Origin of the sequence: Dyadobacter sp. CY326 (genome assembly GCF_021390515.1) — a bacterium.
In the GTDB taxonomy this organism is placed as follows: Bacteria; Bacteroidota; Bacteroidia; order Cytophagales; family Spirosomataceae; genus Dyadobacter.
In genome coordinates this window covers 42,617-60,669 of sequence record NZ_JAJUXI010000006.1, presented here as the reverse complement: position 1 = coordinate 60,669, position 18,053 = coordinate 42,617, and the positions used below count along the sequence as shown (strand labels likewise).

Sequence of the window (18,053 nt, the reverse complement as noted above, 5' to 3'; positions counted from 1 at the left end):
TGCAGTTAACGATTGCACATTAACAGAAACCGGCGGGTAATTAATTGGTTAAACATTTGGGCTTTCAACTATATTTAACACAACTCCTGCCGACAATGAGCAGGCAGCAATTCGTTCCTAATAAGCTGCATTCTTGACCCTATAACATGAAAATATTCTCGCATAACCTCCGCTATTTTCTCATCTTTTTAATGTGTTATTCCCCTATGCACGCCCAAGGTCAGGACAAGATCAAAACGTATGACGCTCAATGGAAGGTCGTTGCGGGTCACCAAAAGAACAACCTGCCCAAGTCGGCACTCGAGGAGGTGAAACGGATTTATGATTTGGCTAAAAAGGAAAATCAGGACGCGCAGGTGATTAAGGCGGCTGTTTTCATGATCAACCTGCAAACTGAAACGCGGGAAGACGATGGTGCAAGTTTGATTGCGGAACTGGAAAAGGAAGTCGCAGCGAGCCGTCAGCCAGCCAAATCCATTCTCAGCAATTTACTCGCATTGAGCTATTATGGTTATTATCAAAATGTTCGCTGGAAAATTTATGAGCGCACCGCCACAATCGGGTCTAATAAAGACGACATTAGCACGTGGGCAACGGAAGATTTTCACCAGAAAATCAGCACATTATATCTGGAATCGATTGCCAACGAAACATTATTAAAGCAGACCCGGCTCGAACCTTATGATGCCATTATTGCAAAAGGAAATGCCCGGAATCTGCGCCCGACATTATACGACTTGCTTACGCAAAAGGCATTGAACTATTTCGCGTCAGACGAGCGCGACATCAAAAAGCCGTCCTATGCTTTTGTAATTGATAAAGCTTCCGCATTTGATCCGGCAGCAGACTTCATTCACCGGAAATTTGAAACAAAAGACAGCACTTCACTGGAATTCTTTGCCCTGCAATTGTATCAAAAACTAATCGCATTCCACATCAACGATCCGCAGCCGGATGCATTGATCGATGTGGACATCATGCGCTTGCAGTTTGTGAGGCAAAAATCGATTCATCCGGATGCTGATTCACTTTATTACATGGCAATCAGCCACTTAGCGGGTCAATATCAGCAAACTCCGGCAGCAGCGCAAGCCTGGTATTTGAAAGCTGCATATCATGACGAAAATGGAAATACATATAAAGCCGGTGGCGATTCGACACATCGTTTTGAGAAAAAAATAGCTGTTTCGATTTGCGAAAAAATCATTGCGGAGAATCCGGAAACAGAGGGCGGCATCAATGCATTCAATCTGCTTAACAGCATTAAAAGGCAAGATTTGCAGTTTACAACTGAGCAGGTGAACATTCCTGAGAAACCATTTCTGACATTTCTGGAATATAAAAACCTGCGAAAACTGCATTTGCGGATCGTAAAAACAACAGATGCGATCAAGATGAGCTTTCAGAAATATGACATGCAGGAGATTTTCAAGTCCGTAGGCAAGCTTACGCCGATCCGGACTTGGGAACAGCAACTGCCAGACACGAAAGACTATCAGCAACATGGTGTAGAAATTAAGGTCGAAGGCCTGCCGGTGGGCGAATATGTGCTGTTTGCAAGCTCAGAAGGCAGTTTTGCAGAGAAAAGAGGCATTCAGGGTGTAAGAATGTTTTATGTGAGCAACATCAGTTACTTGCAAAGGCACAGCGACATTTTTGTTCTGGACAGAGAAACGGGACAGCCGCTGGCAGGCGCCAATGTCACAATCTGGAACTCGAAATACGACTATGCGACACGTGCCTATAAATCCACAAAAAGCGCAACGCTCCAAGCTGACAAAAATGGCTATGTCAAGGACAAAACGGTGATAAGCAAGTGGGAGGAGCGAAATCAAATGCTGGAAATCATGCGCGGAAACGACAAATTGTTTATTGAGGAGCAATCCAGCACCTATTACAATGACGCTGAACAGGATGTTGAGTCAAAAATTTACCTTTTCACCGACCGAAGTTTATATCGCCCCGGCCAGACTGTCTATTACAAAGCAATTGTTGCGGATGGGAAAAATGTGTTAAAGGATCAAACAAAAGCTTTCAAAATTGCACTTCAAAACGCTAATAATGAGCAAATTGAGCAGGCCAGCAAAACTGTGAATGCTTTCGGCAGCTTCAACGGAACATTCGTGCTTCCGCAAGGCACATTGAACGGACAATTTTCCATCGTCGCAGACGGACAAACCGTTTTCTTTCATGTGGAAGAATACAAAAAACCCAAGTTTGCGGTCCAATTTGACACATTACGAGGCACTTACAAACTGGGCGACACCATCAAAGTCACCGGCATTGGAACTGCCTATTCGGGAAATTTTATTAACGGTGCGAAAGTTACTTATCGCGTTGTGCGCAGCGAAAGATTTTTGTATCCCTGGTTTTATAAGTCAAGATATTTCCCGACTGCTGAACCGCAGGAAATTGTCCACGGCGAGACGATTACGGATGCTTCCGGAAAATTTCACATTGATTTTGAAGCCATTCCCAATGCTAAAACAAACAAGAACATTGAGCCAGTGTTTGATTTCACCGTTTACGCGGATGTGACTGACATCAATGGTGAAACACGAAGCGCGCAAACCCATATTTCGGTTGGTTATAAGTCAGTTATGCTCAAAGCGGATATTCCTGAAAAGATCGCCATCGACAGCCTCAATGCCTTTAAAATAAGGACGGAAAATATGAACGGCGAGTTTGTATCGGCGCCAATAACTGTAAAAATATTCCGCATTACACCCGAAAACAGGCTAATCCGCCCGCGTTACTGGCAGAATCCGGATTTGTTTGTCATGACAAAAGCCGAGTTTATTGCAGCATTTCCGCACGATGAATATGATAACGAAACCGAGCAGGAGAGCTGGCCGGTGCAAAATGTAATCTTCGAAAAGACGGCCATGCTTACTGAAAATGAGAAATTTCTAGTTGAAAAATGGACATTGACCGCAGGCTTTTACAAAATTGAATTAATTACAAAAGACGATAGCGGCGCCGAAGTTAAAGACGTAAAATTTACAGAAATTACTGATATACAAGCAACTAAGCTAGCTTATCCACAATATATTTCAGCGGAAAACAGCGAAGCCATTGAACCTGGTGAGAAAACGACTGTGAAATTGGCAACCTCCGCCAGTGACGTGTTTGTCATCAGTAGTGCAGGCCGCAAACGGAATCCGGATAGCTTCTCATTTTTTAGACTAAGCAACGAAAAGCGCACATTCGATATTTCTGCAAACGAGGCGGACCGGGGCGGCTATGGCATCGATTATATGTTTGTAAAGCACAATCGCGTGCACCAGCATCAGGAGCTCGTGGATGTTCCGTGGACAAATAAGGACCTGAGAATTGAGTACGAAACATTCCGTGACAAAACTTTACCGGGCAGCAAGGAGCAATGGAAAGTCAGGATTTCAGGCTACAAAAAGGACAAAGTCGCAGCAGAAATGCTCGCAGGCATGTACGATGCATCGCTGGATCAGTTTTACCCGCATCAATGGAGTAAGCCGGAACATTGGCCGATTTACCCTGGAATAGCGAGATGGAGCAATGGGCTAAGTTTCGCACCAAAAGACGGCCAAATGATCAATTATACATTTGATCAATATAAAAGTTTTGAAAAAAGATATGACCAATTAATGGGGACGCACATCCCTTACAACCGATCCCCACGCGGCGGTGGAAGACGAATCCAGTTGCGAGGCAGTGTGACACAAAAGGCAAGCGATGATAACTTATCTAACAAGGAAATTGAGGAATCAGTAGTTGCTGAAACTGTCCCAATTGGTCAAGATGCTGCGGAATTGAGCAAGGTTGTTACAATAGGCTATGGCGTAAAGTCAAGCGCCGCTTCTAAACCCGCAAATGAGCCACTGGCTTCGACGATCCGTAAAAATTTCAATGAAACAGCATTCTTCTTACCTGATCTCAAAACCGATAAGAATGGCGCGATTACGTTTTCTTTTACAATGCCGGAAGCATTGACGCGCTGGAAGTTCCAGGCTTTGGCGCATACAAAAGACATGGCATTGGGTTATAGCAGCAAAGAAATTTTAACCCAAAAGGATTTAATGATTCAGCCCAATCCGCCGCGCTTCTTGCGCGAAGGCGATCAGATCGTTTTTTCTGGAAAAGTCGCCAACTTGTCAGAAAAGGCATTAAGCGGAAAAATCGCATTGCAACTCTTTGACACAGAAACGAATGAGCCGATTGACGCGCTGTTTGCAAACAATACATTGGCGCAGGATTTTTCCGTTGAAGCCGGGCAAAGCACAGCCGCGCGGTTTGCATTTCAAATCCCGAAGGATTATTCCAAAACGATCACCTGGCGGATGACGGCAAAAGCCGGCAACTTTTCGGACGCAGAGGAAAACATCTTGCCCGTGTTATCGAATCGCATGCTGGTAACCGAAACCATGCCATTGTCGATGCGCGGAACAGGCAGCAAGCAGTTCAAATTCCAAAAACTCCTTGATTCACAGACTGCAAATACGCTGACAAATCATTCACTAACAATTGAATACGCAAGCAATCCAGCCTGGTTTGCCGTGCAGGCGCTTCCTTACCTAATGGAATATCCATATGATTGTGCGGAGCAGACGTGGAACCGTTATTATGCCAATTCGCTGGCTGCAACCGTTGTGACGAGTTCGCCGCGGATTGCGCAGATTTTCGAGAAATGGCGTAAAAGCGATACGACTGCATTGCTAAGCAATCTTCAAAAAAATCTGGAATTGAAAGTGATTGTTTTGGAGGAAACGCCTTGGGTGCTTGCAGCAAAAACCGAATCGGAGCAAAAGAAGAACATTGCGTTATTATTTGACCTCCTCAGAATGACAAACGAGCTGAGTAATGCAGCGCAAAAATTGCGGCAGTTGCAGAGTTCAAATGGCGGTTTCGTGTGGTTCAAAGGCGGGCCGGATGATCGTTACATGACGCAATACATTTTGACCGGCATAGGACATTTACGCAAATCAAATGCTGTTCAAAAAGGTCAGGAAACGGATTTGGAAGCGATTATTAAGGCTGCCCTGCCCTATCTTGATGCACGAATTGCGGATGACTACAATGATCTTTTGAAGCACAAGCAGGATATGAAAGCGTATAATCCATCCCAGCTGGTGATCCAATATTTATATATGCGCAGCTTTTTCAAAGAATCCGTAGCGGCCTCTGCTCAGAAAGCTTTTCAATATTTTATGGAGCGGACCAGGCTCAGCTGGACGGTGCAAACCAAATACATGCAAGGAATGAGTGCGATCGTTCTGCACCGCGCAAATGACAAAGCCACGCCTGCCGCGATTCTCAAATCGCTGAAAGAAACTGCCATTAACCATGAAGAAATGGGCATGTATTGGAAAAACAACCAGCGCGGTTGGTGGTGGTATGAAGCGCCAATTGAGCGCCAGGCCTTACTGATTGAGGCTTTTCAGGAAATCGGCAATGATGTTGCCGCCGTTGATGGCATGAAAACGTGGTTGTTGAAAAACAAACAAACCAACAATTGGGAAAGCACAAAAGCCACCGCGGAGGCCTGCTATGCTTTGCTCATGACGGGAAGCAACTGGCTCGCGGCAAACCGGACAGTTACGGTAAGTCTTGCTGAAACGAAACTGGATGCGGGCGATGTCGAAGCGGGAACGGGTTATTTCAAAACCGCCATTGCCGGAAAAAAGATTACTGCTGCAATGGGTGACATCAAAGTTAATGTCAGTGGCGAAAGTGACAATGCAAGCGCGCCGTCCTGGGGCGCTGTTTATTGGCAATATTTTGAAGACTTGGATAAAATAACGTTTTCAGAAACGCCACTCAAATTGTCCAAAAAGCTATTCATTGAGAGAAATTCAGACCGTGGCCCTGTATTGATGCCTGTTAATGAGGGCGATATGCTACATGTTGGCGACAAAGTCAAAGTTAGAATCGAGCTGCGGGCAGACAGAGACATGGAATATGTGCACATGAAAGATATGCGGGCATCGGGACTGGAACCTGTCAATGTGCTCAGCAGTTACAAATGGCAAGACGGACTCGGTTACTACGAAAGCACGAAAGACGCCAGCACCAATTTCTTTTTCAACTCATTGCGCAAGGGCACTTACGTCTTCGAATATGCACTATTCATCAATCAGGAAGGCAATTTTAGCAACGGCATCACAACCATCCAATGCATGTACGCCCCAGAGTTCACAGCCCACAGCGAGGGAATCAGGATTCGAGTTGGGAAGTGATCGGACAATGAGAATGGTCAGGAGGCAGCTTTTGAGTTACACAACCGCCTCCTGAATTTTCAGAATCGCATTGGCAAATGCTTCCATGTCTTCCTTTTCGCCTAGCATGGCGTGTTGTAAAATCCAAACTGCATCCGTTTCGCAGGCTTGCTCGGCGACGGAGCAATGGACGTTGCTGTAATCAACGTGGTCCGGGATGGCGTAACACATGAAGTTCTTGTTTTGAAATAGCGGTTGCTGATATAATGGATGCGGATAACCTTTGAAACAGGGGACGCCTTCCGCGGCTAATATGGCCGCAAAATCATTCTTGGGCAAACCGCCAAAGGCATCGGAATCATATTTAAAAATGTAAATGTGATAACAATGCATGGTGATCGCCGCTCCCCTTTCAAGCGGCGTAACGCCGTTAATATCTTTTAATAATTGATTCAGATACAAACCATTATCATTGCGCTTTTGCGTTTGCGCTTCCAATCTTGTCAGCTGCTGCGAAAGCAAAGCGGCTTGCATTTGCGTGATCCGGTAATTGCAGCCTGGATTATAATGATCATACCATTGCCCGCCTTCAATGCGGCCCACATTTCGCAACGACCGCATCATGGCATACAACTTCTCATCGTCGGTGACCACAATGCCGCCTTCGCCAGCAGTCAGGTTTTTGGACGATTGCAAACTGAAACTGCCAATATCGCCAATCGAGCCGAGTTTTTTTCCTTTATATGATGCTCCGTGCGCATGAGCGGCATCTTCAATCACCCTTAACCCGTATCTTTTGGCGATGTCTTGGATTGCGTCCATGTCACAGGCTAATCCACCAAAATGAACGGCAATGATGGCTTTTGTTCTGGTTGTAATCGCCGCTTCAATCGCCGCAGGACTGATGTTGTAAGAATCGGGATCAATGTCCGCAAACACCGGAACGCAGTTGCATTCGATTACAGATGAGGCTGTTGTGATAAATGTATAAGGCGGAACAATCACCTCGTCTCCGGGTTTTATACCGCAGGCAATCAGCGCAAGTCTTAGCGAAACCGAACCATTCACGCACGAAATGGCATATTTACTTCCACAATAGGCCGCAAAATCATTTTCAAACCTTGCCACTTCGTCGCCGCAATCCGGGTTTCCCCATTTACCGCTCTGCACAATTGCTGTAACGGCATCTACATCCTGCGCGTCAAAGATCGGCCATGGAAATTCTTTATCAACCGCTTTCGGACCTCCGTTTATCGCCAGTTGATGCTTTTTGTCAATGCTTTGCACGATTATTCCTGGTTTGTTGCGCCTGAATTTTATCAACTATTACCAAAACCCTTGGCAGGTTTTATTTACAAAACAGCCTTATCGTTTGTCAAAAACACCCTGGTGCTTTCCGTATAAGTCTTACCCTGAGGCGTTTGATATTTCAGATCCACATAAAATGCCCTGAAACCACTTGCGGGGAATGTTTCAGAGATTTTTACATCTGACTTTTTCTTGATCCCCAGACTTTTGCTTGTCCAGACATCATTCCGCAAATCCTGATCTTTTGATTGGGCAGACCATAAAATCACATCCACCAAGGCATCCGCGCTTGCCTTAATGTCCAGATTTACACCATTATTTGAAGCGGATTGTGTCCATTTACATTCGGCATATGGCGTTTTTGTGATCGTGGCACCGAAGAATGCGCTTAACGCTTCCATGGCTTGCTTGCCGTCGCCCAGGTCGTGGCCAGCGTTCGGGACATAATGCAACATGTTTTTACCCGGGATTTTATCCAAATAATTTTTGATGTTATCCACCACCCAATATTCATCATTGGTGCCCATGAAAATCATCTTCGGCATGGTCAGTTTATCGCGGTAAGAATATGGGTCAATCATTTTTGTAATTGCTTCGCCGTCTGGTGAGCCGGTTGATTGCGGGATTCCCAATTTGACATAATCTTCGATCTGAATGCTGTATTCACCCCAGGATTTGATCTGATAATCAAGACTTACGGGCATGTTCAAAACGTCAATAACCATTGGTGCAATGGCCTCCACGCGTGCGTCGCTTGCTCCGGTGAGCCAAGTGGTCCAGCCTCGCTTAGAGGCACCGGTTACCACAAATTTATTCACCTCATGATTCAGTTTTTGCTTGGAAAACTGCTGAACCACATCCATTGCTTTCACTGCACTTTTTACCATTGGAAAAAGCAGCGGCCAGCTGTAATCTTTGTCTTTTTTGAAGTTATGAAGCGTGTAAGAAATGAGCGCATCTTCCGTCAGATCATCGAAAAACGGCTGATTAGGCGTTTGTTTCAGCAATGCTACAATTGCTTTATTTGTAGTCGCCATGTCGGCTAGCGGGTCGTAAAGTTTGTCATCGCGCTTGGTGTTCCAATTGGGAAGTTCTTTCGTGTTGGACCCGCCGGTTATAAAAAGCAATGCATCATCATGCTTATTTTCTTTGGGAACGATAACCGTTAATTGATGCGTCCAGACAAATTCGCGCCATTTTTGAGAGGTTACCAGAAGATTGTAAAAAGTGACGTCGCCCCTTTTGAATGTCTCTTTCAGCTCCCACTTGAAGGTTTTGTCGCCGTTATCCAGATAACTTTTTAATGCAGTTTCAGGTGTGATTTTTTGCGCAGAGGCGGCGGTTATTAAAAGCAATTGGAATAAAATGATTTTGAAAGAAAGGTTTATTCTAAAAGACATATTCATTGCGTTTAGTAATTGTAAATGTTATTTTTCATGCTGTGCGGCGGGACTTTCTTTGATCAATCTCAGCGCTTCTTCTATATAGATTTCTCCCGTCATTTCACCAAGACTCGTCCTGCTCACATATTCATATCGTTTGAAACTATTAAAATCCACTTTCGTTAGCATATAGCCAAATGCATCATTGGTAAGTCCAAAAAGAAAAGGCTGCTCGGTGTTCATGTGACGCTTGACATAATAACCAATATTCGGCAAGGCCTCTCCCGGGATCGTGAGAATTTGTGCGGTTCCAATGTTTAGTAAATTAAGCCGCGTTGCAATCCGGTTTTCTCCCGCCATTTCATTTTTAATAGGTGAGTTTTTGAGAATGTAGCGCATTATTTCGGAGTCAACGGGAAATTCTATCTTTTTGGAAGAACAAAATATTGTCGGATTATCCTGCAAAGTGGCCGACTTAATTATTCGCATTGCTTCGTCGGCAAGTAATGTTCCGATCCGTTTGCATTCCTCCCAGTCATTGGCCTCCTTGCCGTCTGGCAATCTCACGTCCGCCGTAACCATTCCGCCTTGCGCGCCATTCATAAAAAGGGCAATGCCGCCACCCTGCGCGGTAATTCTTTCATAAAGTGGTCCGCATAGATCGGGACTTAAAATGCCTCTTCCCGACCCAAGAACCTCCGGATGAATGGCATAATTGACCAACGTTGCAATTGGCTTTCCTTTATTTACGCCGGATTTTGAAATCGCCTGAATCACGCCGCATCGCGGATCATACAATTGGTCTGCATAATAGTTGTAAGCGATTTTACCCTTGGCTTCTCCAACCGCAATTTTAAGCGAAGCTTCTTCGAGATTTTTGACGGCCTCATTGACCGCATCTGCAATTTGCTGCACACATTTGTCCAGATATTTCAGATCGACCGCCGACTCGCCTTTTTCATTTTGAAAGCCATAGGCATCGGGTGCGCTGTGTGTGTGCGTAGCACCGATCAGGATGTTTTCGGGCGCAATTCCTTTGATGAAGGCCCGGGATTTGTTTCCTAATGCCGCTGGCCAACCCAGGTTGTCAACATTGACTATCGCAATGCGGACATCGCCTTTTTCCAGAACGAGTGCTCTGGCAAACAGGTCACCTTGCTTTTGCGTCGTTTTTTTGGGTGTGCCAATGCCGCCTGAAACGGGCAAGAGCGGATCAGGTGTAATGACCCGCAATGCTGCGCCAGCCTTAAATGGCTGATCTTGTGCAGCCAGCGATTGCACTATGAAGAATGTAAGGATTAGGAATAGTTTGTATTTCACGGGCTTTCCAATAATAAACCGGAGCTATCGATCACACGAACGCCCCGGTTTGGATTACATCACCAGATTCAAAGATTTATCACCAGGGTTTGCCGGTTCCTTGTACAAGCCATTGTTTCGACCAAGGACTGTTTCCCTTGTCGGCCTGCGAATAGCTAGTAATTTCGAGCTTGCTAACGGCTCCTTCTGCATTGGCTTTGTTAATTCTCAGCTCATCCTGCATATAATAGAATCGCAACGGAAGCACTTGTCTTTTTGCGGCCGGGCCAGCCTTTAATTCAGGGAAACCGGTTCTTCGGAAATCAAACCAGGCTTCGGTTGCCGCTGTCCAGCTTGCAATCCATTTCTGTTCAAGGACTTGCTTGATCGATTTGTCAAAAGCCACGCCTGGCTGCGCAATGTATTTGTCATAATCATCGCCGACAGTCCACGTTCCCAATGATGCTTTCACGCCTGCCTCATAATGCTCTTTGGCAACGCCCGCAGCCCAGCCTTTGAGTGCTGCTTCGGCGAGAATAAAATGCACCTCAGCAGCAGAAATCAACCTGGCTTTCAGCAACGGACCTTTTGCCTCTTTATAGATCTCGTTCAAGAACGACACGTGCGGATTGAAGGAAGTTTGCCCGGGCGTGGGGTTCAAATTGTAGGCCGAAGGAAGCGCTGAGAAACTTGTTGGCAATCCTACATAATCAGGATCGGTGTCTACGACCGTTTTTCCAACTTTGTCCGGAGACAAATATCTTTTGCCGTCCACAATCTTATCCGTTCCAGCCGGAAGTTTTGCATCTACAACCAATGGGATCTCCACTTTTTTTGCCCAAATCGCGAGTCTCGGATCTTTGAGCGCTTGCAGTCTGTCGACCAAAGTGGCTGCCATTTTTATACGGCGATAGTTGCTTCCGCTGGCATCTATGACTGCATTTGCCGGCCAAGCATCTGCCTCGCTGTTTCCTGGGAATGACATGGTGGCGTCATCCGCATTTGTTGTAATAATTGGAAACTGGGCTGCATTGGCGACTATTTTTTCAATGCCTGCTTTTGCGATTTCTGGCTGCTTGGCGGACAAACGCATGTAATAACGCAGCAACAGCGAATTTGCCATTTTTCGCCATTTTGTAGGATCGCCGCCATAAAAGACGTCTACATTGTCCACGATTCCGCTGTAATCTGCCTTGCCTTTTGAAAGCATGGTGTTTGCCTTTTCAAGATCTGCAATTACCCCGGCATAAATTTTTTCCTGACTGTCAAAGGCGGGTAAAATATTGTCGGTTCCACCATTTTCGCCTTCTAATGCATTGGTATAGGGCGCGTCGCCCCAGAGATCCGTTATCAATCCGAAGATGAATGATTTCATGACCAATGACACGCCCTGGTGAAACTCAAAATTCGTCTCCACAGACCGTTTGTATAGCAAGTCGTTGTTTCTCAAAATGTCGTAATACGCATTCCAGCTCTGATCACCACCCCAGTCATAATCATTGTGACCGCTCGACCAGGCGTCCTTCTGTGTGTGCTGCACAACTCCGGCAATGTCCTGATAACCAAGATTCACGTAAAGTTTTGCGGCCTCGGTAAGCACAGTCGGAAGCACCAAATTAGGGTTCACTGTCTCAGGGCCTACACCATTCGGGTTCTCGTTCAGCTCTGAAAGGTCTTTGCACGAAAACATCAGACAAGTCAGCAGCAGCGGGAATATGGTCGATTTTATACTAAATTTTCTCATGAGTTTATTTATTTAAATAGACTATGTCTTTCAGAATTAAAAGGTTAATCCAAGCTTGAAACCAATTGGCATAACCCAAGGCGTTACGTTGTAACGTTCAATTCCTTGCTTGAACTGCGTTCCGGCTTGCGCATTGGCTTCCTGCTGGAAAGCCATTTCCGGGTCGATGCCGATCTTCGCCTTCGTCCAAAGCATGATGTTGCGGCTATAAACGGCAACATTGGCATTCTGCAAACCAATTCTTTTTACAAAAGCCGCTGGCAGGTCATAACCCAAGGAAATTTCACGCATTTTGATAAATGAAGCGTCGAATGTTGCTGCACGCGTGAAGCTCCATGGATAGTTATCACCATAAGGAATGTATTTAGTGCCGGGGCCTCCCAGGTTTTCAACATAACTCGTGATTTCACCTTCCGAATCATATTCCGCGATCACACCGGGATTGAAAACAGCATAATCGTAGGTGTTGCCGCCATATTCAAATGGGAAACCACCATATTCTTTGGTAGGGCCGCCCACGATCGGAAAGTTGTTGCCGCGAATGATAACCTTGTCATTGTTAACCAGATAATCGCGCAGCTGATCGCCGGAAAGGCCATTTGGATTAATCAAATTGTCAAGGAAACGCTGCGATTTAAGATCTGATTCGCCATAGCGATAAGTTTGCGAAACAAACTCCCCGCCGTTTCTCCAGTCAAAAGTCATGTTCAAGCTGAAACCTTTGTAATTAAGGGAGGTTTGCATGCCCAAAATGAAGTCGGGATTGAAATTTCCGATCTTGTTACGTGTGTTTGAAGCATTGATGCTTTGCCATGAACCGTCGTCATCCAGGATCGGATAGCCGTAATATGGAGAATTTTTATCCTTCACCGTCACGATTTCTGAGTCATAAAGGTCGCCGATCTGATCGCCCACATACGTCCAGGCACCACCTTTCGCATCCGTCCACAATGTATAAAATTCCAGACCTTCGGAAAGCGACTTGATGGTCGTCCGGTTTCTTGACCAGTTTGCATTGATATCCCATTTCCAGCCGTTTTTCGCAATTGGCGTTCCACCCAGCGAAAGTTCAAGTCCTTTGCTCACAAGCAAACCTGCATTGATATTTTTCGAAGTAAATCCGCTTGATCCTGGCAATTTGGTTGGAATGATCTGGTTTCTGTTTTCAACCTGATAATAAGTTGCGGCCAAACGCACTTTGTTGCTAAACAGGTTTAGATCAAGACCCGCCTCATATGAAGTCGCGATTTCTGGTTTAAGATCTGGTAAAAGTATTTGCCCAGATTTGCTTAGTCTGGTCACCCCGTCCCACGCCCCAGCATTGCCGAGCGTTGCCAAAAGGCTGTAAGGATTTGTATCATTTCCCACCTGAGCAGCGCCACCTCTCAGTTTCAGCAGGCTGACCTGGTTGTTCATGTGGAACATTTCGCTGAGGATCAAGCTCAAAGAAGCCGAAGGATAAAAATAGGATCTGTTCGCCTTTGGAAGCGTGCTCGACCAGTCGTTTCGTGCGGTCAAATCCAGATAAATCATGTCCTTGAAGCCCAGATTAGCCAATCCGTAAACACTGAAAACGGCTCGCTGTGACAAATAACTGTTGAATGAGAGGTTAGCGGGAGCGATGTTGGCAATGTTAAACAAGCCCGGAATGGTCAGCCCTGTTCCGTTTTTCGTAGCAGTTGTAATGTCCGTATTTTTCTGAAAACGCGTATTTCCACCACCGGAAACGGACAAGCTCAGATCGTTAATTTCCTTTTTATAAGTGATAAGGAAATCAGCATTCCGCTCGAATCTTGACAAATTGGTGACCCCATATGCGCCGCGGCTGTCATTCGTATAACTATTGGCGATTTTGGTTTCACGATCCTCATTATACGTATCGAGCGAGTAACGTCCCATTACGCTCAGGAATGGTGTGATTTGCCAATCGGCCCTAAGATTACCAAACAAACGATCGCGGACGAAGCTGTTATTTACTTCATAAGCCATAAAATAAGGGTTGTTGTAATCCCCTGGCCCCTGCGACAATTGCTGCAAGCCTTCCTGGCCAGGCACCCAATAATCTCTCAAATCCCTGATGTCGATATGCGGAGACACAGCATAAGCCCATTGCAAGGGATTGGTTCCGCGGTTTGTGGCGGGCCTGTTGTTGGAGTTGTTGCGACTAAAATCCAGGTTTGTCCCGATCGTAAGCTTCTTGCTCACCTTCAATGATGAGTTGATGCTTAGCGAGTTACGAAACAAATCAGAGTTCGGGATTATCCCTCTGTTTGACATATTGGAATACGACAAACGATAGTTGACCAGTTCGCTGCTATTTGAAACGGAGACACCATTGGTTGTCGTAATTCCCGTTCTTACAAAGTTTTTCACATTATCCTTGTGCGAAATCAACTCTGTTGGGATTGGATTGCCTTTTTCGTCTTTCGGGCTGTTCCATTGCACGGCTTTGTAACCTTTGTCAAGTTCCGGACCAACGCCACCCGCCGAGTTTTCGTCAATAAGCAGCACGCCGCCCGGATAAGGATTGTTTTCCGGTGTGAATGGCAGAATGCCGGTTGCAAACTTCGAGTGCATGTCTAAAAATCTGTAAGGCTTGTCAAAAACCGTGTTGGAGTTGATCGAAACGGTCATTTTCTTGGATTTGCTTCCACTTTTTGTTGTGATCAGCACAACGCCGTGACCAGCTCTCGAACCGTACAAAGCAGCTGCATTCGGGCCTTTCAGGATGGAAACGCTTTCCACGTCGTCCGGGTTAATGCTTGAAATTGCATTACCATAATCCACACGGTTATCGTTACCAATCTGGCTGATGTTGTTCAATGTGTTGGAAATGGGAACCCCATCCACAACAAATAAGGGCTGATTATCATTGCTTAACGAGGTTGCTCCCCTAATAACCATGCTTACAGACGAACCTGTGCCGCCCGTAGAGCTGATCGTCACCCCAGGAACTTTGCCTGAAAGTGAATTCAAAACGTTTTCCTGAGCAACACGGCTGATTTCTTTACCATCAACATCCCCAACCGAATATCCCAGCGAGCGCTTTTCTCTTGATATTCCCAAAGCGGTTACGACAGCTTCATTCAATGTTTCAGCGCCTTCTGCCAAATCAACATTGATAACCGATTGATTACCAATGACAACCTCCTGGCTTTCATGGCCGATATAAGAAAATACAAGAATCGGCTTCGCTTGCTCGTTTACGGAGATCGAGTAATTTCCCGAAGCGTCCGTTGAAGTTCCAACCTGTGTTCCTTTAACAATGATGTTTACACCTGGCATTGGCGTGCCGTCTGTTTTTGAAGATACTTTTCCGGTAATTGTTTTGTCCAAAACTTGCGTATTCAACGCCTTAGCACATTCAGGCGCAACTAAAAATGCCACCGCGAGCAAACACCAAAGTATTCGTCGCATACTAATAATAGAGATTGGATTCATAATCTTTGAATTTTAGGTGATTATCATTGGTCATAATAACAGGAGAAAAAACTGTAAGCGTTAGAAGTTTGAATCACATATCGAGGGTGTCAGCACAGGAGCAGCATAAGGCGATTTTCATGTAGTGTACTTGGAATGCAGCATTACGTACTATCATGGCCATTGGACGAATTTCCGTTCTGAGAAAAACCATTTCCAGCCTGTCCATTCTGGTTTTCTTTCAGCAGATAGTCAAAGTAAATTTCGAGGGCGTCAGAGTATTTTTGCTGATCTTCGGCACTGTTAATGCCTTCCAGCAGCTCAGACAGTTCTTCCCCGGAAAGTTTGTTGTTGATCAGTTTATTAATCAAAGTTTCAGCCCGGGAAAGTGACATAGTAATAGCCGTTTAGTCTTTGTAGGGATACTCGCAGGGTTTGGGAAAAGACTATTCGCCAGAATATGTTTTTTTGAATGCTTCCGCAACTGAATTTAGATAACCTTATTTTTACCAAAAATTCACCATATTCAATCAATGTATCGTTTCTGTACTGAAACCTGGCCGTGAAGAATGAAGCTAATCATACCCTACAAGAAGTGCTGTTTTCCGTTATTCGTTTTATTCTTGTTACAAACTGCTTACGCTCAAACAATTGAGACTGACACAATCGGAAAAATCGTGGTGGGAGACATTGTAGTGGAAGGCAACCACCGCACAAGAACGGGCATTATCTTGCGTGAAATGGCAATCAAAACGGGCGACACTTTGCAGGCTAACCTGCTTGCCGAAACGCTTGAAATTGACCGTCGCAAAATCATCAACACCAACCTTTTCATCACCGTTGACCTCATTCCAAAAAGCAATGCAGATTCGGTCAGGACGGATATTCGCATTGTGGTTAAGGAACGTTGGTATTTGATCATTGTCCCGGTTTTTCAGCTTGCCGACCGTAATTTTAATGAATGGTGGTATGAAAGGAAACGCGATTTGTCACGAACAACTTACGGCGTTTACATGAGTTACGGCAATGTTACAGGCCGGTCCGACAAGCTTCGTTTTTTAGCTGAGTTCGGTTTCATTCCAAAATTTGAGATTGCTTACACATTGCCATATCTCGACAAGGCGCAGAAAACCGGAATTACCATTGGGTCATCTTATTCTGTCAATAAAACGACGGCATTCAGAACCTGGCGCGACAAACTGCAATATTTTAACAGTGAGGACATTAACCGCGAAAGGTTTTATTCCTATGTCAGCATTAGTCGCCGAAACAAATATTATACATTCCACACGGCCGACCTGCGATGGAGTTACAGTAAAATTTCAGACACGATTGCCAATCTGAATCCGAATTATTTGCTCAAAGGCCGCACATTGCAGCGCTATTTTCAGCTTACTTACACATTCAGTTACGATAAGCGTGACAATGTGCAATATGCTTTGCAGGGACAAAGTCTGGCATTGCAGCTGTCAAAAATCGGCCTTTTGCCAACTGACGACGTTGATATGACCTATTTCTATGGTTCTTACCGGAAATACATTCCGATCTCAAAGCGGTGGTTTTTCAACACAGGCGTCCGCGGGCGCGTTTCATTGCCTAAGCGCCAACCATATTTACAGACAATCGGGCTCGGTTACAGGAATGATCTTGTGCGTGGATATGAACTGTATGTTGTTGATGGACAGGATTATGCATTGCTTAAAAATGAATTAAAATACAAACTGTTTTCATTCCAAAAACACTTTTCTTTTATCCCGATCAAGCAATTTAACACACTTCCATTGGCGGCATATCTTAACACTATCGCGGATGCGGGTTATGTGAAAAACAGTTATCCTGAACTCAGCAACACCAGGCTTGGAAACAAAATGCTTTACGGCGCCGGTGCTGGTCTGGATATCGTTACTTTTTACAATATTTTGGCAAGATTTAATCTCACATTGAACGCAAAAGGCGAGCGGCGATTCTTCTTTAACATTTCACGCGAGTTCTAAAATCGTTTTTGAAAAATGGAAATATGGCTACATTGCACAACTGAAAGCCTTTCCCGAATAAAGGCACGACTATTTTAACACTCACATCAAAACCGAATGACAAGAACCTCTACATGCATGAAAAGTCTTAAAACCTCAATTACCAGCCTGCTATTTGCAGCGGTGATCATCGGCTGTGACACCAAAACCAATGAAAAAACGGAAAGCACACCCGATTCGGCAGTGACGGAAGCGCCTGCTCCTACCAATGAATTGAACAGTGACCAGTCGGCACTTTTACAAACCATTCTGGGGGAAAACAATGCGGAGGGAAGCGTCTTGCGTGGCATCGCGTTTGGCGACGCCGTTAGCAAGGTTAAGGCGTCCGAAACCTTTGAAATGTTCGAAGAAGTGGCTGATCATCTGGGTTATACAGCTGAAACGCCACAGCTGGAAACCATTGATGTTCAGTATTTTTTGACTCCGGACAAAAAGGTCAACAGAATAACGGTCGACGTTTATCTCAACAGTCCCGAAGCGACAAAACAGCTTTGGAACGCTGCAAAAAAGCATTTTACCGAGCAATATGAAGCTCCAAAAGAAGAGTCCAACAAGGTTACTTGGACTAAAAAGTCAATTCGCATCAATATGGAAGATGTGTCAAAAGGAAAGGATTATGGGTTAAAATTCCAGTTCGTCCCGACTGATAAAAATGTTCTTGCTGCAAAATAAATTT

9 protein-coding genes are annotated in these 18,053 nt (G+C 45.1%); 3 read left to right on the top strand and 6 right to left on the bottom strand.

Features of this window, described 5'->3' with window-relative positions; genetic code table 11:
- The first annotated feature begins 146 nt into the window (after positions 1–146).
- Positions 147–6,212 carry an alpha-2-macroglobulin gene (locus tag LZG73_RS13115; protein ID WP_233850066.1) on the top strand — a complete coding sequence of 2,022 codons (6,066 nt, stop codon included), beginning with the start codon at positions 147–149 and terminating at the stop codon, positions 6,210–6,212.
- A 36-nt stretch (positions 6,213–6,248) separates the two neighbouring features.
- Here the strand turns inward: LZG73_RS13115 and LZG73_RS13110 are convergent, their stop codons facing one another.
- The 6 genes from LZG73_RS13110 to LZG73_RS13085 form a co-directional block, all read right to left on the bottom strand.
- Positions 6,249–7,478: a DegT/DnrJ/EryC1/StrS aminotransferase family protein gene (locus tag LZG73_RS13110; RefSeq protein WP_233850064.1), complete on the bottom strand. Its 1,230-nt coding sequence runs from the start codon at positions 7,476–7,478 to the stop codon at positions 6,249–6,251.
- Between the two features lie 65 nt (positions 7,479–7,543).
- The gene (locus LZG73_RS13105; protein WP_409014337.1) at positions 7,544–8,899 is read right to left on the bottom strand and encodes a PhoPQ-activated pathogenicity-related family protein; all 1,356 of its coding nucleotides are present in this window, start codon (positions 8,897–8,899) and stop codon (positions 7,544–7,546) included.
- Between the two features lie 27 nt (positions 8,900–8,926).
- Positions 8,927–10,201 (bottom strand): hypothetical protein, encoded by a 1,275-nt coding sequence (locus LZG73_RS13100; protein ID WP_409014336.1) that lies wholly within the window; start codon positions 10,199–10,201, stop codon positions 8,927–8,929.
- Positions 10,202–10,280: 79 nt separating this feature from the next.
- Positions 10,281–11,924 (bottom strand): SusD/RagB family nutrient-binding outer membrane lipoprotein, encoded by a 1,644-nt coding sequence (locus LZG73_RS13095; protein WP_233850060.1) that lies wholly within the window; start codon positions 11,922–11,924, stop codon positions 10,281–10,283.
- A 36-nt stretch (positions 11,925–11,960) separates the two neighbouring features.
- A complete protein-coding gene (locus LZG73_RS13090; RefSeq protein ID WP_233850058.1) occupies positions 11,961–15,341 on the bottom strand; it encodes a SusC/RagA family TonB-linked outer membrane protein in 3,381 nt (1,126 codons plus the stop codon).
- A gap of 167 nt (positions 15,342–15,508) precedes the next feature.
- Complete coding sequence (locus LZG73_RS13085) at positions 15,509–15,739, bottom strand: hypothetical protein (RefSeq protein ID WP_233850056.1); 231 nt, start codon at positions 15,737–15,739, stop codon at positions 15,509–15,511.
- A 174-nt stretch (positions 15,740–15,913) separates the two neighbouring features.
- Here LZG73_RS13085 and LZG73_RS13080 point away from each other — a divergent pair, with 174 nt between their 5' ends.
- A complete protein-coding gene (locus tag LZG73_RS13080) occupies positions 15,914–17,338 on the top strand; it encodes a BamA/TamA family outer membrane protein (RefSeq protein ID WP_233850054.1) in 1,425 nt (474 codons plus the stop codon).
- Positions 17,339–17,455: 117 nt separating this feature from the next.
- The gene (locus tag LZG73_RS13075) at positions 17,456–18,049 is read left to right on the top strand and encodes a hypothetical protein (protein ID WP_233850052.1); all 594 of its coding nucleotides are present in this window, start codon (positions 17,456–17,458) and stop codon (positions 18,047–18,049) included.
- The last annotated feature ends 4 nt before the right edge of the window (positions 18,050–18,053 follow it).